This is a genomic window from Streptomyces sp. NPDC055966 (assembly GCF_042269865.1).
Classification (GTDB): Bacteria; Actinomycetota; Actinomycetes; order Streptomycetales; family Streptomycetaceae; genus Streptomyces.
This window is the reverse complement of the sequence record NZ_JBHJYK010000001.1, coordinates 619,702-641,093: the sequence shown is the minus strand read 5'-3', so window position 1 is coordinate 641,093 and position 21,392 is coordinate 619,702. Positions and strand designations below refer to the sequence as shown.

The window sequence follows — 21,392 nt, the reverse complement described above, 5'->3', positions numbered from 1 at the left end:
TGCCCGACGTCCTGGGTGTCGATTCTCCCTGGACGCCCCGGCGTCAGCCGGTGAACCCGGCCACGTTGTCCTTCGTGACCACCTTCACCGGCACCTTCACCGTCGGCTCCACCTTCTTGCCCTGTACGGCCTTCAGCGCGTTGTCGACGGCGATCCTTCCCAACTGGCTGGGCTGCTGGGCGACCGAGGCGTACAGCGTGCCGTTCTTCACCGCCGTCAGCCCGTCCGGGGTGCCGTCGAAGCCGACCACCTGGACCGACTTCCCGGCCTTGGAGCCGAGCGCCTTGATCGCGCCGAGCGCCATCTCGTCGTTGGCGGCGATGACGCCCTGCACGTCCGGGTGGGCCTGGAGCAGGTTCGACATCACGTCGAGTCCCTTGGTGCGGTCGAAGTCGGCGGGCTGCTGGGCCACCACCTGGATGCCCGGGTAGGCCTTCAGGCCCTGGGCGAAACCGGCCGCTCGCTCGCGGGCCGCGGACGTACCCGCCTGGCCCTGAAGGACGACGATCTTCCCCTTGCCGCCGAGCTTCTCGGCGATCGTCCTCGCGGCCAGCTCACCACCGGCCACGTTGTCGGACGCCACCAGGGTGTTCACATCCGCCTTGTTCACCCCGCGGTCCACGGCGACGACCGGGATCCCCGCCTTGTCGGCGGCCTTCACCGAGTTGCCGGCCGCGTCCGAGTCCACCGGGTTGACGATGATCGCGCCGAGGCCCGAACTGGTGAAGTTCTGCAGCTGGTTGGCCTGCTGGGAGGCGTCGTTCTGGGCGTCGGTGACGGTCAGGTCCACGCCCAGCTTCTTCGCCTCGGCCTGGGCACCGGCCCGGATCTGCACGAAGAAGGGGTTGTTGAGGGTGGACAGCGACAGACCCATGCGCGGGGCCGTGGACGAGGACGAACCCGTGTGCAGGAAGGAGGTCGCGCCGACGACCGCCACGGTCACGACGGCCGCGAGCGCGTACGTCGCCGCCTGCTTGCCCTTGCCGCCGCCGGGGCCGTTCGCCACCGGGCTCGCCCCGGCCCTGCGGCGCACGGTGTCCAGCAGCACCGCCAGCGCGATGACGACACCGATCACGACCTGCTGCCAGAACGCCGACACGGACAGGAGGTTGAGGCCGTTGCGCAGCACCGCGAGGATCAGCGCGCCGATCAGCGTGCCGGACGCCTTGCCGGTGCCGCCCGCGAGCGAGGCACCGCCGATGACGACCGCGGCGATCGCGTCCAGCTCGTAGCCGTCGGCGGCCTGCGGCTGGGCGGAGGACAGCCGGGAGGCCAGTACGACACCGGCGACCGCCGCGAAGAGACCGGACAGCGCGTAGATCGCGAGCTTCTGCTTCGGCACGCGCAGACCGGAGAGCCGGGCCGCCTCCTCGTTGCCGCCGATGGCGTACATGGAGCGCCCGATGTACGTCCGCCCGAGGACGACGGCGGCGACGATCCCCATCACCACCATGACCAGCACCGGCACCGGCAGCCAGCCGCCGAGCGTGTCACCGAGGTGCGAGACCGAGCCGGGGAAGGCGATCGGCGAACCCTGCGAGATGACGAGGGCCAGGCCACGCCCCACCGACAGCATCGCCAGCGTCGCGATGAACGGCGGCAGCTTGCCGTAGGCGATGAGGAAACCGTTCACCAGACCGGCCACGACACCCGTGCCGAGCCCGAGCACAACGGCGACCGCCACCGGCACCCCGTGCTGCGTGGCGCTCCAGGCCAGCACGGTGGCCGACAGCGCGGCGACCGACCCGACCGACAGGTCGATGCCGGCCGAGACGATCACGAAGGTCACACCGAAGGCGAGGATCGCCGTCACGGCCGCCTGCACACCGATGTTGAGCAGGTTGTCCGTCGTCAGGAAGTCCCCGGACAGCGCCGACAGGGCGATGACCAAGGCGATCAGCGCGGTGAGCGCGCCGTTGTCGAGGAGCAGCCGGCGCAGGCCGCCGGTGGCGCCACCCGCGCCCGTCGTGCTCTTGAGCGTGTCAGTGGCCACGGCTGGCCTCCTTGTCGGACGTGTCGGTCTTGCTGCTGGTGGGGGTGGAGACGGCGAGCGCCATCACGGCGTCCTGGGTGGCGTCGGCCGCCGACAGCTCGCCCGCGATCCGGCCCTGGGCCATGACCAGCACCCGGTCGCTCATGCCGAGCACCTCCGGCAGATCGCTGGAGATCATCAGTACGGCGGCTCCGGCCGCGGTCAGTTCGTTGATCAGCTGGTAGATCTCGACCTTGGCGCCGACGTCGATCCCGCGCGTCGGCTCGTCGAGGATCAGCACCTTGGTGTCGGCCAGCAGCCACTTGCCGATGACGACCTTCTGCTGGTTGCCGCCGGACAGGGTCCGCACCTGCTGCCCGAGGCCCGCCATCCGCACCCCGAGCTGCTCGGCGATCCGCCGGGCGGCGTCGTGCTGGCCCTTGCGGTCGACGAATCCGCCCCGGCTGGCGGCCCGCATGGTCACGAGCCCGAGGTTCTCCTCGACCGAGGCGTCCAGCACGAGCCCCTGCCCCTTGCGGTCCTCGGGGACGAGCCCGATCCCGGCCGCCATGGCCGCGTTCACGTCGTGCCGCCTGAGCCGGTCGCCGGACACCCGCACGACCCCGCCGTCGTACGGATCGGCCCCGAACACGGCCCGCACGACCTCGGTCCGCCCGGCCCCGACGAGCCCGGCGATCCCGACGACCTCACCGGCGTGCACCTCGAAGCCGACGTCGTGGAACACCCCGTCCCGGGTGAGCCCCTCGACGGACAGCAACGCCGCGCCGCGCTCGGCCCGTTGCCGGGGATACTGCTGCTCGATCGACCGCCCGACCATGAGCCGTACCAGCTCCTCCTCGGGCGTCGCCGCAGGCACCTCTCCGACGCTCCTGCCGTCCCGGATGACGGTGACCCGGTCGCCCAGGGCGGCGATCTCCTCCAGGTGATGGGTGATGAAGACGATCCCGACGCCGTCCGCGCGCAGCGAGCGCACGATGCCGAAGAGCTTCTCGACCTCCTCCGACGTGAGCACGGCCGTCGGCTCGTCCATGATGAGCACGCGCGCGTCCAGGCTGAGCGCCTTGGCGATCTCGACCATCTGGAGCCGGGCGATGCCGAGTTCACGCACATGCGCGCGAGGCGACACATCGACCCCCACGCGCGCGAGGAGGGCTGCGGCGTCCGCCTCCATCGTCTTCCGGTCGATCATCCCGAAGCGCCGCGGCTGCCGCCCGAGGAAGATGTTCTCGGCGACGGTGAGGTCGGGCACCAGGTTGAACTCCTGGTAGATGGTGGCGATGCCGAGCCGCTCGGCGTCCTGCGCACCGTGGATGCGCGTCTCCCGGCCGTCGACGAGAATCCGTCCGCCGTCGGGCGTGTAGGCCCCGGAGAGCATCTTGATCAGCGTGCTCTTGCCGGCGCCGTTCTCACCGAGCAGCACATGGACCTCGCCCCGGCGCAGATCGAAGTCGACGCCGTCGAGCGCGACCACGCCGGGGAAGGTCTTGCGTATGCCCTCGATGCGCAGCAACTCGTCCGGGTTGCTCACGACGTGCTCCTGTTCCTCGGGAGGTGCTCGCCGCACGAGCGGCGCACGACGAGCCGGGCGAAGAGGGCGACGGACGCGCCGGCCCGCCCCTCGATGCGGTCGACGAGGGCCCGCACGGCGGCCCTGCCCAGGTCACCGGTCGGCTGGGCGATAGCGGTGACGGGCGGATCGGTGTGCACGAACCAGGGGATGTCGTCGAACGCGGCCAGCGCGATGTCGTCCGGCACACGCAGCCCACGCGCGCGTACGGCATCGAGCGCACCGAGCGCCATGAGGTTGTCGGCCGCGAAGACGACCTCCGGCGGCTCGGGCAGATCCAGGAACCCCTCGGTGACCCGCCGCCCGCTCTCGGCCTGGAAGTCGCCCTGGCCTATGTAGGCGTCAGGGAGCGGAAGGCCGTAGTCGGCGAGTGCGGCCCGGAAGGCCTCGACCCGCTCACTGCCGGTCGTGGTGGCGGCGGGCCCGGCGATGATGGCGAGCCGCCGGTGCCCGAGCGCGTGCAGATGCGCCACGAGATCCCGTACGGCGCCCCGCCCGTCGGCCCGTACGACGGGCACGTCCACCCCGGGGATCCACCGGTCCACGAACACCATGGGCGTCCCGGCCCGGACGGCGTCCAGCATGAGCGGGGAGCCGCCGTCGGTGGGGGAGATGAGCAGCCCGTCGATCCGCCGATCGAGCAGGTTCCGGACATGGTGATCCTGGATCTCGGGCCGCTCGTCGGCGTTCCCGATGATCACGCTGTACCCGAGCGCCCGGGCCTCTTCCTCGACGGAGCGGGCCAGCTCGGTGAAGTAGGGGTTGAGCACGTCGCTGATGACGAGCCCGAGGGTGTGGGTCTGGTCGGTCCGCAGGGACCGGGCGACGGCGTTCGGCCGATACCCCAACGCCTCGACGGCGGTCAGCACACGCGCGCGTGCGTCCGCACTGACCGACGGATGCTCGTTCAGGACACGCGACACCGTGGCCACGGACACCCCGGCCGAGGCGGCGACATCCTTGATGCTCGCCAACGCCGACTCACCTCCTCGTGAGACTCGTGGACGGCCCCGCGTGTAATCGTTTCCACGCCGAGCCGTCAGGGAGGATTGGAAACGATTACACGGCGCGCGGGCAAGGGGCTGGAGATGGCCGAAACCCAATCGTGACCGAGGCCTGGCCGGGCCCGACCGGGGTCCGCCCAGGGCCCATGGCCACCCTGCGAGGGCGACAACTGGCAGCTTTGGGCCACCCCCGAATGGAAACCGGCCCTGGGTCCAGCCCCCAGCCAACCCCCTGGCCCAAACCTGCCCATCCCCCCGACAGCCCGACCTCCCGCCCCTCACCACCCCACCCCGTGCCCACTCACCCGCAGTCGCCGAACCACCCGGCGTGCCCGCGAGACGCGACCGCGCCCCCGCCCCTCACCACCCTCAGCCCACCCCGTGCCACCCACCCACTCACCCGCACCCACCGAACCCACCCCCACCCACCCGCGGCCCCCGCGCCCCCTCGCCAACGGAATCCACGCAGCCGACTCAAGGGCCCGGTACCGGCCAGGGCCACCGCCCTTCCGGGCCGCTCGCCCGCTTCTCGCACGGGCTGGAGCGAGGTGTGTAAAGGGCGGCCCGCAGGCTCATCGCCGAAGGCGACGCGAGAGTGGAGCGCAGCGGAACGGGAGCGCCCTTTACGCACCTCGCGGAAGCCCGACAATCCCGGGAAGCGAGCGGCCCGACGGCCACGTGCCCGTTCCTCTCGCCCTTTCGCCCCTTCCTCTCGCCCCTTCCTCTCGCCCCCTCCGCGAGCAACTCCGCCGCGCGCCCATGGCGTAACCCCGCCCACGGGCACGTTGGCCGGATGCATATGCCAACTCGCCACTCCAGCAGGCCAGTTGCGGGTGTCGGCTGACGGGTTTCCTCCCGGGACCATCCCCGCTGCCCGCACGCCTCCACCGCAGGAATTTCACATTCCGCAACATTCCACAAGCGAATTGTTTTTTCAGTTCCGCTCCCATTACTCACCCGCCCCTCGGGAATCAATCACCCTCGCCGGAGAAATCCGAGCAAGTCAAAATCCCGTCACACACCCCCCTCGGCGTTTTCCGGACTTTGTCCCCGAGGTGAACCGAGAAACCGTTTCCGCATATCTACGATCGCAGGCTATGACCGACACTCCACGGGACAACTCCGCCACCCGTGCCCGCTGGCAGACCTGTCTCAGGCTCGCCCGTGAACTCCTTCTCGTCGGACCCGACGGAAAGGACCTGAAACTCGAATACCTGCACACCCTGATAGACACGGGCCGCCTCGGCCCCACGCCCCACCCGCGCAAGAAGATTCTCGTCATCGGCGCCGGCATCACCGGTCTCGTCGCCGCCCGACTGCTCAAGGACGCAGGGCACGACGTCACCGTCCTGGAGGCGAACGCCAACCGTGTCGGCGGACGCATCAAGACCTTCCGCACGACCAGGCACCACCAGCCCTTCGCCGACCCGGCCCAGTACGCCGAGGCCGGAGCGATGCGGCTGCCCGACTTCCACCCGCTCGTCCTCGCCCTGGTCGACAAACTCGGGCTCGGCCGCCGCCAGTTCTACAACGTGGACATCGACCCCCACACCGGCAGCGGCCCGGACGTCCCCGGCCCTCCGGTGTCGTACACCTCGTTCACCGGGCAGACCTGGACGTACGGCGACGACAGCCCGGACTTCCGCGAGCCCGACAAGCGCGGCAACTCCTGGATCCGCGCCAACCGCGTCCAGGTGCGGCGCGCCGACTACGCCGCCGGTCCCGAGCGGATCAACGAGGGCTTCCACCTCACCGACGACGAGGTCCGCGCCCCGGTCGTGAAGATGGTCGACGACGCGCTGGAGAGCGTGCGCGACTACTACTCCGACGTCGTCGACGGCAAGCGGGTCAACAAGCCCTTCGACGAATGGGTCGAGGGATGGGCGCGGGTGATCCGTGACTTCGACGGCTACTCGATGGGCGCCTTCCTGCGCGAGCACGCCGGGCTCAGCGACGAGGCGATCGAGGCCCTCGGCACCCTGGAGAACATGTCCTCGCGGCTCCACCTCTCCTTCTTCCACAGCTTCCTGAGCCGCAGCGACATCAGCCCCGGGGTGCGCTACTGGGAGATCCCCGGCGGCAGTTGGCGCCTGCCGCACGCCCTGCACCAGGGCCTGCGCGACGAGGTGCGGTTGGGCGAGCGGGTGATCCGGATCGAGTACCACGACCCCAGCCGCGACACCGACCCCGAGGGCACCGGTGCGGTCGGGGCCGACGGGTGGGGCGTGGCCGTACAGACCGTCGACGAGGCCGATCCGAAGGAACTGCCGCGGCTGTGGACGGCGGACCTGGCGATCGTCACCGTCCCGTTCTCCGCCCTGCGCTTCGTGGAGATCGTCCCCTCGATGTCGTACAAGAAGCGCCGCGCCGTCATCGAGACCCACTACGACCAGGCCACCAAGGTGCTGCTCGAATTCAGTCACCGGTGGTGGGAGTTCACCGAGGACGACTGGCGCGACGCGCTGGAGGGCATCGCGCCCGGGCTGTACGCGTACTACCGGCGGGGAGGCGAAGTGGACACCGCGTCCGTGCCCACGCTGCCCGAGCCGGGGGCGGCCGGGCTGCTCGGTGTCGCCGTCAAGGACAGCGGCGTCACGGAGGAGATGCGGCGGATCGACGGCAGCCTGCCGCTGCGCGGGCCCGCCGTCCGGCCCGCCACCCACTGCTTCGGCGGGGGCTCCGCCACCGACAACCCCAACCGGTTCCTGTACTACCCCTCGCACCCGGTCGAGGAGAGCATGGGCGGCGGCGTGGTCCTCGCCTCGTACTCCTGGTCCGACGACGCCGCCCGCTGGGACTCCATGCCGAACGCGGAGCGCTACGTCTACGCCCTGCGCAATCTCCAGGCCCTGCACGGCCGGCGCATCGAGGTGTTCTTCACCGGCCGGGGCGCCACCCAGAGCTGGGCGCGCGACCCGTACGCCTTCGGCGAGGCCGCCATCTACACCGCCCACCAGATGACCAGCTTCCACCTGGACGTCTCCCGGCCCGAGGGTCCGCTGCACTTCGCGGGGGAGCACACCTCCCTCAAGCACGCCTGGATCGAGGGCGCCCTGGAGAGCGCGGTGCGCGCCGCCCTCGCCGTCCACCGGGCCGCGCCGGTCACCACGGCACAGGAGGGGGAGCCCGCATGACCGAGAGCCTCCCGGCCTGCACGGTGGCCCGCTATCTCGCCCTGCGGCTGGCCGAGTTGGGCATCACCCACCTCTTCGGCGTCCCCGGCAACCACCTCGGCCCGTTCCTGACGGCGCTCCGCGCGGAGGGCGACGTCGAGTGGGTCGGCACGCCGACCGAGGGCGGCGCGGGCCAGGCCGCCGACGCCTACGCCCGCATCCACGGCGTGGGCGCGGCGGCGGTCACGTACAGCGTCGGCGCGTTCAATCTCCTGGGCGCCTGCGGCGGCGCGTACGTCGAGCAGATCCCGATCGTCGCCGTCAACGCCTGCCCGCCGTACGAGCAGTGGCAGAACTACCGTGCCGTCGGCCTGCTCACCTCGCACATGAGCCCGCGCGCGGAGAGCAACCTGGACGTCTACCGGCAGGTCACCGTGGACGCGCAGGTCATCTCCAACCCGGGCCTCGCGCCCGCCCAGATCGACTCGGCGCTCACCGCGTGTCTCTCCGAGCGCAGGCCGGTCTACCTGGAGGTCATGGAGGACCTGTGGGACGAGCCCTGCCCCGAGCCCGCAGAGCCGATCGTCCGCCGCGAACGGCCGTTCAGCGCGCGCAACCAGCCCATGCTGGAGAACGCCGTGCACGCGGTCCTCACCCTGATCGAGGAGCACCCCGGCCCGGACGGCCGGCCCCGCCCGATCGTGTGGGCCGGTGAGGAGATCGACCGGTACCGGCTCGGCGGGCAGCTCACCGACCTGGTGGAGGCCACCGGGGTGCCGTTCTGCACGACGGTCGGCGCCAAGGCCGTCGTGGACGAGGACCTGCCGCAGTTCCACGGCGTCTACAACGGCAGGGCCAGTCACCCGGACGTGTACGGAGTCTTCAAGGAGTGGGCCACCTGCCGGATCGGGCTCGGCGCCTGGTCCACGTCGAAGAACCTGGGCGGCGAGCAGAGCGTCGGCACCGACTGGGTGATGGCGGCGCACGGCGGCGTCAGCGTCGGCACCTCCTACTTCCCCGACGTCCAGCTCGCCCACCTGCTGCCCGCCCTCCAGGACGCGCTGGTGAAGGAGTACGGCTCCGGGGGCCTCGCCTCCGACTACTACGCCGAGTCCTACAGCCACCGGGGCGCACCGGCCGGCCGCCCCGCGGGCCTGGCGCAGTACCGCGCCTCGCTGAACCTCGACGGCACCCGGTCCCGGGGCGGTGAACACCTCACGTACGACGGCCTGTTCGACCGGATCAACCACTTCCTGGGCGAGGAGACCCGGGAGGACTGGACGGTCGTCTCGGACGCCGCGTTCGCCCTCATCGGCTCGATGAACCTGGCCCTGCCCGCGGGCGGGTTCCTCTCCCAGATCAGCTGGCTGTCCATCGGCTGGTCGGTCGGCGCGGCCACGGGCGCCGCGCTCGCCCCCGAACGCGACGGCGCCCGCCCGATGGTGTTCGTCGGCGACGGCTCCTTCCAGGAGACCTGCCAGGAGATCTCCACCCACACCCGGCTCGGGCTGCCCTCGGTGGTGTTCGTCCTGGACAACGGGCACTTCTACGGCATCGAGCAGATGCTGGTGAACCCGGCTTACTACGCCGAACACTCCACCGCCGAACCGGACTTCTACAACGTCCTGCACCCCTGGCACTACGACCGTCTCGCGGCCGTCTTCGCCGGCGAGGACACCCCGGCGACCGGCGTCGCCATCGCCCACGCGGCCGAGCTGGACGCCCTGCTGGCCCGCCTCGCCGACCCGCACGACCCGGTCAACGCCGGGCCCCTCCTGGTCCGCGTCCGCCTGCACCGGCACGACTTCCCGCGGGCGATGGCCTACAAGGTCCCGAAAACTTCCTGAAAAGCTTCCGGAAAAGCTTCCCAAGGGGGAAAGAAATGGCTGACCTGAACGTCCTCATCGCCTTCGACGCGGCCACGATCGTCGAGCAGTACCCCAACGCGTCGAGGAACCCCGACGCGCCGACGTACGTCGACGAGAGCCTGATCTACATGACGACGCGGCACGACCACATCGTCGGCACGTCGGGCGCCGAGCTGAACCTGCGCGCCGAGCCCGGGGACAGCATCAGGTGGCGGGAGACGACGCTGTCGCTGGGCAGCGACTACAAGGCGCTGCTGTACCGGTACGTCAGCAGCGACCGCGACCACACGCTCATCAGGACGCCGGAGATCGAGGTGGTCGACGGCGTCTACCCGCTGCCGAAGGAGGGGAGCGAGGGCAGCCCGGACTTCGTGACGCAGAAGTACCAGGACCACTACTGGCGCACGACGGTCAAGAGCGTCGGCAAGGTCGTCTACCACTTCTCCTTCCAGATCCTGGACCGGCACCGGCAGTTGAAGGGCTACTTCCAGTGGGACCCCTTCATCACCATCGAGGACGCCTGACGGCCCGGCCGGGGGCGGTGGCCGCGAGCCGCCGCCCCCGGCCATGAGCCGCCTCGGCTGTCAGCGGTCACCGGTACCGTCGGACCATGGCTCACCAGGCGGGGAATCAGACGGCCGAGCGTCGGCTCGCCGTGCTCGAAGGCGTGCTGGAGCGGATCACGTACGCCAACGAGGAGAACGGCTACACGGTCGCCCGGGTCGACACCGGCAGAGGCGGCGACGACCTCCTCACGGTCGTCGGCGCGCTGCTCGGCGCCCAGGTCGGGGAGTCGCTGCGGATGGAGGGCCGCTGGGGCTCGCACCCCCAGTACGGCAAGCAGTTCCACGTCGAGAACTACACGACGGTCCTGCCGGCCACCGTCCAGGGCATCCGGCGCTACCTCGGGTCCGGCCTCGTCAAAGGGATCGGACCCGTCTTCGCCGACCGCATCACCCAGCACTTCGGACTCGACACGCTCCAGATCATCGAGGAGGAGCCGAAACGGCTCATCGAGGTCCCCGGGCTCGGGCCCAAGCGGACCAAGAAGATCGCCGACGCCTGGGAGGAACAGAAGGCGATCAAGGAGGTCATGCTCTTCCTCCAGACCGTCGAGGTGTCCACCTCCATCGCCGTGCGGATCTACAAGAAGTACGGCGACGCGTCCATCTCCGTCGTCAGGAACCACCCCTACCGGCTCGCCGCCGACGTCTGGGGCATCGGCTTCCTGACCGCCGACAAGATCGCCCAGTCCGTCGGCATCCCGCACGACAGCCCGGAGCGGGTGAAGGCCGGCCTCCAGTACGCCCTGTCCCAGTCCGCCGACCAGGGCCACTGCTTCCTGCCCGAGGAGCGGCTGATCGCCGACGCCGTCAAGCTGCTCCAGGTCGACACCGGGCTGGTCATCGAGTGCCTCGCGGAGCTGGCCGAGCCGGGGGAGGACGGCGTGGAGCCGGGCGTCGTACGGGAGAAGGTCCCGGGGCCCGAGGGGGACACGGCCGAACCCGTCACGGCCGTCTACCTGGTCCCCTTCCACCGCGCCGAACTGTCCCTCGCCGCCCAGCTCCTGCGCCTGCTGCGCACCGGTCAGGACCGCATGCCGGGCTTCCAGGACGTCGACTGGGGCAAGGCCCTCGGCTGGCTGAGGACGCGCACCGGCGCCGATCTCGCGCCCGAGCAGGAGGCCGCCGTCAAGCTCGCGCTCAGCGAGAAGGTCGCCGTGCTCACCGGCGGGCCCGGCTGCGGCAAGTCCTTCACCGTGCGCTCGATCGTGGAGCTGGCCCGGGCCAGACGGGCCAAGGTGCTGCTCGCCGCGCCGACCGGGCGGGCCGCCAAGCGTCTGTCCGAGCTGACCGGCGCCGAGGCCTCCACCGTGCACCGGCTGCTGGAGCTGAAGCCCGGCGGGGACGCCGCCTACGACCGCGACCGGCCGCTGGACGCCGACCTGGTGGTCGTGGACGAGGCGTCCATGCTGGACCTGCTGCTCGCCAACAAGCTGGTCAAGGCCGTCCCCCCGGGCGCGCACCTCCTCTTCGTCGGGGACGTCGACCAGTTGCCGAGCGTCGGCGCGGGCGAGGTGCTGCGCGACCTGCTCGCCGACGGCAGCCCGATCCCGGCCGTCCGCCTCACCCGGGTCTTCCGGCAGGCCCAGCAGTCCGGTGTCGTCACCAACGCGCACCGGATCAACGCCGGACAGCATCCGCTCACCGACGGGCTGAAGGACTTCTTCCTCTTCGTCGAGGACGACACCGAGGAGGCCGGCCGGCTCACCGTGGACGTGGCGGCGCGACGGATTCCGGCCAAGTTCGGGCTCGATCCGCGGCGGGACGTGCAGGTGCTCGCGCCGATGCACCGGGGTCCGGCCGGCGCCGGGGCCCTCAACGGACTGCTCCAGCAGGCCATCACGCCCGGACGGCCCGACCTGCCCGAGAAGCGGTTCGGCGGCCGGGTCTTCCGCGTGGGGGACAAGGTCACCCAGATCCGGAACAATTATGAGAAAGGGAAGAACGGCGTCTTCAACGGCACCGTGGGCGTCGTCACCTCGCTCGATCCGGTCGACCAGAAGCTCATGGTGCTGACCGACGAGGACGAGGAGGTGCCCTACGAATTCGACGAACTGGACGAACTGGCACATGCGTACGCGGTGACCATTCACCGCTCGCAGGGGAGTGAATATCCCGCCGTGGTGATTCCGGTCACGACCGGGGCGTGGATGATGCTCCAGCGGAACCTCCTGTACACGGCGGTGACACGGGCCAAACGCCTCGTCGTCCTCGTCGGTTCACGCAAGGCGATCGGACAGGCGGTGCGCACGGTCTCGGCCGGACGGCGGTGCACGGCCCTGGATTTCAGGCTCGACGCGGGTCATCAGGAAAAATGATCGATCAAATGAGTCACGAAGGTCACAGAGCACTTCCAGATGCCGTTCAAAGGGGGCAGGATGGGCAAGTTGGCGGCACTGAGTGCCGCCGATGGGCCCAATGGTCGACCCCGAGTGCACTCTCCTGAGCCAAATGGGGGATGGTAGAGACAGTCAGGGCACCTCGAAGATGAGGCACTACGTCGGTGAGGGAAGACGTGAGCGACAACTCTGTAGTACTGCGGTACGGCGACGGCGAGTACACCTACCCGGTGGTCGACAGCACCGTCGGCGACAAGGGCTTCGACATCGGGAAGCTCCGCACCCAGACCGGTCTGGTGACTCTGGACAGCGGGTACGGCAACACGGCCGCCTACAAATCCGCTGTCACCTACCTCGACGGTGAGGCGGGCATCCTCCGCTACCGCGGCTACCCCATCGAGCAGCTGGCCGAGCGCTCCACCTTCCTCGAGGTGGCGTATCTGCTGATCAACGGCGAGCTCCCGACCGTCGACGAGCTGACGACGTTCCAGAACGAGATCACGCGGCACACGCTGCTGCACGAGGACGTCAAGAACTTCTACAAGGGCTTCCCGCGGGACGCCCACCCGATGGCCATGCTGTCGTCGGTCGTCTCGGCGCTGTCCACCTTCTACCAGGACAGCCACAACCCGTTCGACGAGAAGCAGCGCAACCTCTCCACGATCCGGCTGCTCGCCAAGCTGCCGACGATCGCGGCGTACGCGTACAAGAAGTCGATCGGCCACCCGTTCGTCTACCCGCGCAACGACCTCAGCTACGTCGAGAACTTCCTGCGCATGACCTTCTCGGTCCCCGCCCAGGAGTACGACCTCGACCCGGTCGTCGTCGCCGCGCTGGACAAGCTGCTGATCCTGCACGCCGACCACGAGCAGAACTGCTCCACCTCGACGGTCCGCCTGGTCGGCTCCTCGCAGGCCAACATGTTCGCGTCGATCTCGGCCGGCATCAGCGCCCTGTGGGGCCCGCTGCACGGCGGCGCCAACCAGTCCGTGCTGGAGATGCTGGAAGACATCCAGGCCAACGGCGGCGACGTCGACTCCTTCATCCGCAAGGTGAAGAACAAGGAGGACGGCGTCCGTCTGATGGGCTTCGGCCACCGGGTCTACAAGAGCTTCGACCCGCGCGCCAAGATCATCAAGGCTGCCGCGCACGACGTCCTCTCCGCCCTCGGCAAGTCCGACGAGCTGCTGGACATCGCGCTGAAGCTGGAGGAGCACGCGCTCTCCGACGACTACTTCGTCTCGCGCAACCTCTACCCCAACGTCGACTTCTACACCGGTCTGATCTACCGGGCCATGGGCTTCCCGACCGAGATGTTCACGGTCCTGTTCGCCCTCGGCCGTCTGCCGGGCTGGATCGCCCAGTGGACCGAAATGATCAAGGAGCCGGGCTCCCGCATCGGCCGCCCGCGCCAGATCTACACGGGCGTGGTCGAGCGCGACTTCGTACCGGTCGAGGCTCGCTGACACCTGCCGGCGAGGGGCGTCGTCCGAATGGCGCCCCTGGTTGGCCGCTTGTCTTCAGGGTGTCGGCCGACGACGGCTGACGCAGTCGGGGAATGCTGAGGCACTGAGTGTCAGGGCCTGCCTCATGGGTGGGCCCTGCGGTGGCCGTACAGACGAATAAGCGGAAGGCGCCCTGCGCCGGTCCCCCCACGGGCCGACGATCAGGGCGCCTTCCCGTGTCCCGGTGCGGATTCCCCCCACGGGATCCGGCCGGGCGCTCGGAGAGACAGCGCCTGAATCGCTGTCTGGTGAGCAGAACGAGCAAAACTCGTCCCACTCCGGTGATGCGGTGCGATCTGCCGGGACAACGCACGCAGGGAGGGCCGCTCAAAGCTTCCCGGTGTACGTGCCCCGGCAACGCATCTCTGAGGCAGTCCCCCAAGACAACCCCAGACGCCGGCAGACGCCCCCCAAGACGCCGAACCGACATCGCCAACTTAGACCTTCGAACCCCTTCGATGGTTACGTTCGCATCACTGTGATCTGCGTCTCTTGCATATGTCCTTTAGGTACGCAAGAGCCCCGATACGACGATCGGAGCCCAAGCGTAAGGAAGATGCGCGAGCCTTGTGAAGAGCTTATGTGGTGCGCGCGTCCGACTCCAGAGGGTCTCCTACTTCGGTCTCAGCGGAATCGTCGCAGCCGCAGGCTGTTGGTCACCACGAACACCGAGGAGAAGGCCATCGCCGCGCCCGCGATCATCGGGTTGAGCAGTCCGGCGGCGGCCAGCGGCAGCGCGGCCACGTTGTAGCCGAAGGCCCACACCAGGTTCCCCTTGATCGTGGCCAGCGTCCGCCGGGACAGCCGTATCGCGTCCGCCGCCACGCGCAGGTCCCCGCGCACCAGCGTCAGATCGCTCGCCTCGATCGCCGCGTCCGTCCCGGTGCCCATCGCCAGCCCCAGATCGGCGGTGGCCAGCGCGGCCGCGTCGTTGACGCCGTCGCCGACCATCGCCACCGCGCGCCCCTCGTCCCGCAGCCGCCGTACGACGTCCACCTTGTCCTCGGGCAGCACCTCGGCGTACACGTGCGCCGGGTCGATGCCGACCGTCCGCGCGACCGCCTCGGCGACCGTCCGGTTGTCGCCGGTGAGCAGCACCGGCGTGAGTCCGAGGGCGCGCAGCTCACGGATCGCCTCGGCGCTGGTCTCCTTGACCGTGTCGGCGACGGCGAGGACCCCGCGGGCCCGCCCGTCCCAGCCGGCCACGACCGCCGTACGGCCCTGCTCCTCGGCCTCGCCGGCCGCCTGGACCAACGAGTGCGGCAGGACGTCGTACAGGCGCCCCACGGCCACCTCGCGGCCGTCCACGCGCCCGCGTACGCCCCGCCCGGGGACGTTCTCGAAGTGCTCGACCTCCGGCAGTGTTCCGGCGCGCTCCTCGGCCCCCGCGGCGATGGCGCGGGCGACCGGGTGCTCGGAGGCATGCTCCAGGGCGCCGGCCAGCCTGAGCAGCTCCTTCTCGTCCTCGCCGGCGGCGACGTGGACCGCCTGGAGCGTCATCCGGCCGGTGGTGACCGTGCCCGTCTTGTCGAGGACGACCGTGTCGACGCGGCGCGTGGACTCCAGCACCTCGGGGCCCTTGATCAGGATGCCGAGCTGGGCGCCGCGGCCGGTGCCGACCATCAGCGCGGTCGGCGTGGCGAGGCCCAGCGCACAGGGGCAGGCGATGATCAGGACGGCGACGGACGCGGTGAACGCGGCGACCGCGTCCCCGGTCAGGCCCAGCCAGACGCCGAACGTGGCGAGCGCGATGCCGATGACGACGGGCACGAACACGGCGGACACCCGGTCGGCGAGCCGCTGCACCTCGGCCTTGCCGTTCTGCGCGTCCTCCACCAGCTTCGCCATGCGCGCGAGCTGGGTGTCCGCGCCGACCCGGGCGGCCTCGACGACCAGCCGCCCGCCCGCGTTGACCGTGGCGCCGGTGACCCGGTCGCCCGGCCCGACGTCCACCGGCACCGACTCGCCGGTCAGCATGGACGCGTCCACCGCGGAGACGCCCTCGACCACGGTGCCGTCGGTCGCGACCTTCTCGCCGGGCCGTACGACGAACCGGTCCCCGACCGACAGCGACGCCACGGGGATCCGGACCTCACGCCCGTCCCGCAGCACCGCCACGTCCTTGGCGCCCAGTTCCATCAGCGCGTGCAGGGCCGCCCCCGCCCGGCGCTTGGAGCGGGCCTCCAGATAGCGGCCGAGCAGGATCAGCGCGACGACCCCGGAGGCGACCTCCAGGTAGATGGTCGAGGCGCCGTCCATGCGCGAGATCGTGAGGCGGAACTCGTCGTGCATGCCGGGCATGCCGGCGTCGCCGAAGAACAGTGCCCACAGCGACCAGCCGAAGGCCGCCAGCGTGCCGACCGAGACCAGGGTGTCCATGGTGGCGGCGCCGTGCCGGAGGTTGGTCCACGCGGCCCGGTGGAAGGGCAGGCCGCCCCAGACGACGACGGGCGCGGCGAGCGTGAGCGAGAGCCACTGCCAGTTGTCGAACTGGAGTGCCGGGATCATCGCGAGCAGGACGACGGGCAGCGCGAGCAGCGCGGAGACCAGCAGCCGCTGCCGGAGCGCGCCGAGTTCGGCGTCGTGCGCGGGAGGCTGCTGCGCCGTCGCCTCGGGCTGGGGCGGGGCGGGTTCCTCGGCGGTGTAGCCGGTCTTCTCCACGGTGGCGATCAGGTCGGCGACCGCGACGCCCTCGCCGAAGGAGATCCTCGCCTTCTCGGTGGCGTAGTTGACGGTGGCGCTGACGCCGTCCATCCGGTTGAGCTTCTTCTCCACGCGCGCGGCGCAGGAGGCACAGGTCATCCCGCCGATGAGCAGCTCGACCTCGTCGGCCTCGGAGGGGGTCCCGGCTGTCGACGGGGCCTTGTCTGTACGGGTGGTGCTGGTCATGTCCGGACTCCAGACATCGGACCGGACCGTACGGAGCCAGTATCAGCTGGTCGGTACGGCCCGGTCGGGGGAATCGAAGGTGTTGCTCAGGCGCGGCCGGCCAGCTCGAAGCCGGCCTCGTCCACGGCGGCGCGCACGGCCTCGTCGTCCGGCTCGGACGTGGAGACGACGGTCACCTCACCGGTCGACGCCACGGCCTTCACCGAGGTGACACCGGGGATCTCGGAGACCTCGGCGGAGATGGCGCCCTCGCAGTGGCCACAGCTCATGCCGGTCACCTTGTAGACGGTGGTGACGGAGCCCGGGGTGTCGGTGTGGGTGGTCATGTCGTTACTCCTCGTCGAGGCGTAGGGGGCCGGTGGGGTCCGCGAGGCCATCGGGGCTGCGGGGGAACCCCCATGTTTCTCAGACTATACCCCTAGGGGGTATTTCTCCAAGAGGTGTTCCGCCGCGCCAGCACGCGCACCCAGCCGACCCCGGCCAGCGCCACCAGCGCCAGCCCGCCGACCGAGAACAGGGTGAACAGGTGCTCCTGTGGGGCGCTCGGCCGGGCGAGGTACGCGTGCGTGAAGAGCGGCCGGTTCGACCCTGCGCCGGTCAGCCGGGCCGTCGCCCGGATCGCGATGCCGTGCGTCGCGTCCCACAGGGTGTGCAGCAGGGAGGTGCCGAGGCAGGCGCCTACGGCCGGTGCGGTGAGGCGGAACTGCCCGTTCGGCCGGCGCCGGGACAGCAGGGCGGCGCCCGCGATCGCGGTCCACAGGCCGTGCCCGAGGGGCGTGAGCACCCCGCGCAGCATCTCCGTCTCCAGCAGCGTGCGCAGGGCCACGCCCTCGGTGGAGACGGCCGCGTCGAACGCGTACCCGGCGCTCTCCAGGGCCGCGAAGCCGAAGCCGACGGCCGCGCCGAGCACCAGCCCCGCGCGCGTGCCGCGGACGCCGGGCTGGCCGCGCAGTGCGATCACCAGGGCCCCGAGCTTGGCGGCCTCCTCGATCAGGGCGACGCCGAGGGACAGCCCGAAGGAGGGGTGCGCCAGATACGACACCGTCAGCGAGGCGCCGAGCACCCCGAGCGTGGCGCCGGCCAGGAAGCAGCCGAGGATCGCGCTGACGCCCAGGTCGCGGCCGTGCCGCTCGTACGCCCACAGTACGAAGGCGACCGGCGCCAGAAAGCTGCCGAGCAGGATCAGCGTCGGCAGCGGCGTGCCGTCACGGGTCTCGTACGTCACCCACGCCGTCAGCGCCCACAGGGCGAGCCCGCCGCCCAGACAGCGCCGCCACAGACCCGCACGGATGCGGGGGTACGGCGGCGGGGGCTGCTGCGGGCCGGGTATGCGGGCCCTGGGGGTGCCGGGCGGCGGGGAGTGGGTCACGGGAGTCCCCTCGACTGCTGCTGGGCGATCTCTCCGCACTGTAGGCAGATGTGCCGGACGGCGCAGTCCGGGTGACTCCCGGGGTCACCCGCCGGCGGCCCCGGGGCGGCCCTGGCCGATCCGGTCGCCGACCAGCGGTTCCAGGTAGCGGGTGAGGACGTTCTTGATCTCCTGGATGTATGCCGCGCGCTCGGGGCCCTCGTGGGTGAGGACCAGCTCCAGGCCCGCTTTGTAGATGCCGAGGCAGACGTGCGCCGTGCGGGTGATGTCCACCGGGGAGGCGTCCGGCACGAGGGAGGCGAGCAGGCCTTCGACGCGGCCGATCAGCGAGGTGTGCAACTGGTCGTGCGCGTCGGCGATCCCGCCGGGCATGTCCGGGCCGTGCATCAGCGCGAAGAACACCGGGTGGTCCGTGTTGAACGCGACGAACCGGTCGACGGCGGACCCGACGGCCTCCTCCAGCGGGGTGGCGGGGTCGACCGGCGCCAGGGCCTCGCCGTAGGTGTCGCGCATCTCGTGCATGAGCCGGTCGCCCAGCTCGATCGCGATGGCCTCCTTGTTCGGGAAGAACTGGTAGAGCGTGCCCGGTGAGACCCCGGCCTCGCGCGCGATGGCGTTGGTGCTGGCGGCGGTGTAGCCGGTGGTGCAGAAGACCTGGGCGGCCGCTTCGAGCAGCTGGGCGATACGGCGCTCGCCGCGGGCCTGCCGGCGGCGCGGCTGCTCGTTCTGTGTCTGCGGGTTGTCGGGCACGCGTTATCCCCAGATCTCCGAACGCGATTGACAAACGCGAGCAGTCGCTCGCATTCTTGTGAAACGCGAGCGATCTCTCGTGTTTGCCAGCTTACGGGCAACGACCGACTCATGCTGCCTGCCTGCACGGACATGAGCCAAGGTGAAGGGGACACCGCACGATGACCGAAGTCAACAGCCCACCCCGGCCCGGCGGCTGGACCCGGTTCGTCACCGCCCGCCCCCGTCTGTCGCTGCTCGTGGCCCTGGTGCTCACCGCGCTCGCGGTGGTGGCCGGCAGCGGGGTCGCGGACCGCCTCGGCAGCGGCGGCTGGGAGGACCCGGCCGCCGAGTCGTCGTACGCGACCAAGGCCCTGGAGCGCGCGTTCCCGGACTCGCAGCCGAACCTGCTCCTCCTGGTCGACGCGGGCCACTCCTCCGTCGACGCCCCGGATGTCGCCGCCCGGGCCCGCGACCTGACGCGCCGGCTCGCGGCGGAGAAGGGGGTGACCGGCGTCGGCTCCTACTGGCAGGCCGCTCCCGCGCAGGCCCCCGCCCTGCGTGCCGAGGACGGCCACGAGGCGCTGATCGCCGCCCGCATCACCGGCGACGAGAACGCGACGGCCAGGACCCTGGACCGGATAGCCCCGCACTACCGGGGCACGCACGGACCGGTGCAGGTGAAGCTCGGGGGCGTCGTCGCGGTGCGGCAGGAGATGCAGACCATCATCAAGGAGGACCTGACCCGCGCCGAGCTGATCGCCCTGCCGGTCACGCTGGTGCTGCTGGTGATGGTCTTCGGCAGCGCGGTCGCCGCCCTGCTGCCGCTCGGCATCGGCATCGTCGCCATCCTCGGCACCAACGCCGTCCTGCGCGGCCTGACGACGTTCACCGACGTATCGGTCTTCGCGCTCAACCTGACGACGGCCCTCGGCCTCGGCCTGGCCATCGACTACGCCCTGTTCATCGTCCGCCGCTACCGCGAGGAACTGTCCACGGGCGCCGACCCGTCGACCGCGGTCGCCGCGACGCTGCGCACGGCGGGGCGCACGGTGCTCTTCTCCGCCCTCACGGTCGCGGTCTCCCTCGCCGCCATGATGGTCTTCCCGCAGTATTTCCTGCGCTCCTTCGCCTACGCCGGCATCGCCGTGGTCCTGCTCGCCGCGGCCGCCGCCCTGGTCCTGCTCCCGGCGGCCCTGGTCCTGCTCGGCCGCCGGGTCAACTCCCTGGACCTGCGCCGCCTGTTGCGTCGCGACCGCGCCCCGAAGGCCGACGGGGGCGCTGCCTGGGCGCGGACGGCCGCCCTGGTGATGCGCCGCGCCCCGCTCTTCGCGCTGGGCACGACCGTCCTGCTGGTCGTCCTCGGACTCCCCTTCCTGGGCGTCAAGTTCGGCACCGCAGACGACCGCCAGCTGCCCTCGACCGCCGAGTCCCACGTGGTCCAGCAGCACCTCCGCGAGAGCTTCCCGGGCAGCCCCGGCGGCGGTCTGGAGATCCTCGCCGAGGGCAGGACCGCCCCGGACCGGTACGCCGCCTACAAACAGCAGGTGGCCGCCCTGCCCGGGGTGGCCCGCGTCTACGGCCCGCTGGTCAAGGGCGATGCCGCCTACTTCACGGTGCAGCCCCGGGGCGAGGCCGTGGACGACCCGGCCCAGCGCCTGGTGGGCGACATACGCGCACTGCACGCACCGTTCCACACGAAGGTGACCGGCACGGCGGCCGTCCTGGTCGACACCAAGCACGCGATAGCCGAGCGCCTGCCCTGGGCGGCCGGGTTCATCGCCGTCGTCACCCTGCTCCTGGTCTTCCTGCTGACGGGCAGCGTGCTGATACCGGTCCAGGCGGTCGTCCTGAACGCGCTCAGCCTGACGGCGATGTTCGGTGCCGTGGTCTGGGTCTTCCAGGACGGCCACCTCTCCGGCCCGCTCGGCTTCACCAGCACCGGCTCCATCGAGACCACCCTGCCCGTGCTGATGTTCTGCGTGGCCTTCGGGCTCTCCATGGACTACGGCGTGTTCCTGCTGTCCCGCATCAAGGAGGAGTACGACCGCACGGGCGACCACGACGCGGCCGTACGCCACGGGCTCCGGCGCACCGGCGGGCTGATCACCGCGGCGGCGGTCATCCTCGCCGTGGTGATGGTCGCCATCGGCACCTCCCGGGTGACGAACACCAAGATGCTCGGCCTGGGCATCGCCCTGGCGGTCCTGATGGACGCGATGGTGGTGCGCAGCCTGCTGGTCCCGGCGATCATGCGGCTGACGGGCAGGGCGACATGGTGGGCACCGGCGTGGCTGCGGCGACTGCACGAACGGTTCGGACTGAGCGAAGGCGAGCCGACGGCGCCCCTCCAGGGGCCCGGGGCCGGGCCGGCGGGAGGCCCCGCGGAGCACGAGCAGCCACAGCGCATCGTCACCGGTTGAGACGGCCGAACCCTCTAGTCTGCACGGAGG

13 protein-coding genes are annotated in these 21,392 nt (G+C 70.8%); 6 read left to right on the top strand and 7 right to left on the bottom strand.

The features are described from left to right. Positions 1-43 precede the first annotated feature (43 nt). Genes ACFC8N_RS02925 through ACFC8N_RS02915 form a run of 3 tightly spaced genes read right to left on the bottom strand, consistent with a single transcriptional unit; the run spans position 44 to position 4,534 of the window. Entirely contained in the window at positions 44-1,993 is a 1,950-nt protein-coding gene (locus ACFC8N_RS02925; protein WP_376285777.1) for a substrate-binding domain-containing protein, read from the bottom strand. Next, positions 1,983-3,521 carry a sugar ABC transporter ATP-binding protein gene (locus ACFC8N_RS02920; protein ID WP_376285774.1) on the bottom strand — a complete coding sequence of 513 codons (1,539 nt, stop codon included), beginning with the start codon at positions 3,519-3,521 and terminating at the stop codon, positions 1,983-1,985. The genes ACFC8N_RS02925 and ACFC8N_RS02920 overlap by 11 nt, the downstream gene beginning before the upstream one ends. Further along, complete coding sequence (locus ACFC8N_RS02915; RefSeq protein ID WP_376285771.1) at positions 3,518-4,534, bottom strand: LacI family DNA-binding transcriptional regulator; 1,017 nt, start codon at positions 4,532-4,534, stop codon at positions 3,518-3,520. The genes ACFC8N_RS02920 and ACFC8N_RS02915 overlap by 4 nt, the downstream gene beginning before the upstream one ends. A 1,127-nt stretch (positions 4,535-5,661) precedes the next feature. Between ACFC8N_RS02915 and ACFC8N_RS02910 the strand changes: the two genes are divergently transcribed. The 5 genes from ACFC8N_RS02910 (at position 5,662) to ACFC8N_RS02890 (ending at position 13,913) form a co-directional block, all read left to right on the top strand. Continuing rightward, on the top strand, positions 5,662-7,698 hold the full coding sequence (locus tag ACFC8N_RS02910; RefSeq protein ID WP_356023102.1) for an FAD-dependent oxidoreductase: 2,037 nt from the start codon (positions 5,662-5,664) through the stop codon (positions 7,696-7,698). Next, positions 7,695-9,524, top strand: coding sequence for a thiamine pyrophosphate-binding protein (locus ACFC8N_RS02905; RefSeq protein WP_376285767.1), 1,830 nt, complete (start codon positions 7,695-7,697; stop codon positions 9,522-9,524). Before ACFC8N_RS02910 ends, ACFC8N_RS02905 begins: the two co-directional genes overlap by 4 nt. A 35-nt stretch (positions 9,525-9,559) precedes the next feature. Beyond that, the gene (locus ACFC8N_RS02900; RefSeq protein WP_356023098.1) at positions 9,560-10,069 is read left to right on the top strand and encodes an inclusion body family protein; all 510 of its coding nucleotides are present in this window, start codon (positions 9,560-9,562) and stop codon (positions 10,067-10,069) included. A gap of 86 nt (positions 10,070-10,155) precedes the next feature. Beyond that, positions 10,156-12,426 carry an ATP-dependent RecD-like DNA helicase gene (locus ACFC8N_RS02895; protein WP_376285764.1) on the top strand — a complete coding sequence of 757 codons (2,271 nt, stop codon included), beginning with the start codon at positions 10,156-10,158 and terminating at the stop codon, positions 12,424-12,426. A 197-nt stretch (positions 12,427-12,623) separates the two neighbouring features. Further along, complete coding sequence (locus tag ACFC8N_RS02890) at positions 12,624-13,913, top strand: citrate synthase (protein WP_071372096.1); 1,290 nt, start codon at positions 12,624-12,626, stop codon at positions 13,911-13,913. A gap of 663 nt (positions 13,914-14,576) precedes the next feature. On the opposite strand, the gene ACFC8N_RS02885 is transcribed toward ACFC8N_RS02890, so the two are convergent. The 4 genes from ACFC8N_RS02885 to ACFC8N_RS02870 all read right to left on the bottom strand — a co-directional run bounded on the left by ACFC8N_RS02885 (position 14,577) and on the right by ACFC8N_RS02870 (position 18,960). Next, complete coding sequence (locus ACFC8N_RS02885) at positions 14,577-16,841, bottom strand: heavy metal translocating P-type ATPase (protein ID WP_376285761.1); 2,265 nt, start codon at positions 16,839-16,841, stop codon at positions 14,577-14,579. Between the two features lie 86 nt (positions 16,842-16,927). Next, on the bottom strand, positions 16,928-17,167 hold the full coding sequence (locus ACFC8N_RS02880; RefSeq protein WP_071386002.1) for a heavy-metal-associated domain-containing protein: 240 nt from the start codon (positions 17,165-17,167) through the stop codon (positions 16,928-16,930). Between the two features lie 92 nt (positions 17,168-17,259). After that, on the bottom strand, positions 17,260-18,210 hold the full coding sequence (locus tag ACFC8N_RS02875) for a PrsW family intramembrane metalloprotease (protein WP_376285758.1): 951 nt from the start codon (positions 18,208-18,210) through the stop codon (positions 17,260-17,262). Positions 18,211-18,294: 84 nt separating this feature from the next. Then, positions 18,295-18,960 carry a TetR family transcriptional regulator gene (locus tag ACFC8N_RS02870; RefSeq protein WP_362819669.1) on the bottom strand — a complete coding sequence of 222 codons (666 nt, stop codon included), beginning with the start codon at positions 18,958-18,960 and terminating at the stop codon, positions 18,295-18,297. Positions 18,961-19,121: 161 nt separating this feature from the next. On the opposite strand from ACFC8N_RS02870, the gene ACFC8N_RS02865 reads away from it, so the two are divergent. Next, on the top strand, positions 19,122-21,362 hold the full coding sequence (locus tag ACFC8N_RS02865; protein WP_376285755.1) for an MMPL family transporter: 2,241 nt from the start codon (positions 19,122-19,124) through the stop codon (positions 21,360-21,362). Positions 21,363-21,392: the final 30 nt, after the last annotated feature.

Excerpts from the sequence above, each read along its gene's own strand:
- ACFC8N_RS02880 (WP_071386002.1), bottom strand. The coding sequence starts at position 17,167 with ATGACCACCCACACCGACACCCCGGGCTCCGTCACCACCGTCTACAAG.
- ACFC8N_RS02895 (WP_376285764.1), top strand. The coding sequence starts at position 10,156 with ATGGCTCACCAGGCGGGGAATCAGACGGCCGAGCGTCGGCTCGCCGTG.
- ACFC8N_RS02910 (WP_356023102.1), top strand. The coding sequence starts at position 5,662 with ATGACCGACACTCCACGGGACAACTCCGCCACCCGTGCCCGCTGGCAG.
- ACFC8N_RS02905 (WP_376285767.1), top strand. The coding sequence starts at position 7,695 with ATGACCGAGAGCCTCCCGGCCTGCACGGTGGCCCGCTATCTCGCCCTG.
- ACFC8N_RS02900 (WP_356023098.1), top strand. The coding sequence starts at position 9,560 with ATGGCTGACCTGAACGTCCTCATCGCCTTCGACGCGGCCACGATCGTC.
- ACFC8N_RS02865 (WP_376285755.1), top strand. The coding sequence starts at position 19,122 with ATGACCGAAGTCAACAGCCCACCCCGGCCCGGCGGCTGGACCCGGTTC.
- ACFC8N_RS02885 (WP_376285761.1), bottom strand. The coding sequence starts at position 16,841 with ATGACCAGCACCACCCGTACAGACAAGGCCCCGTCGACAGCCGGGACC.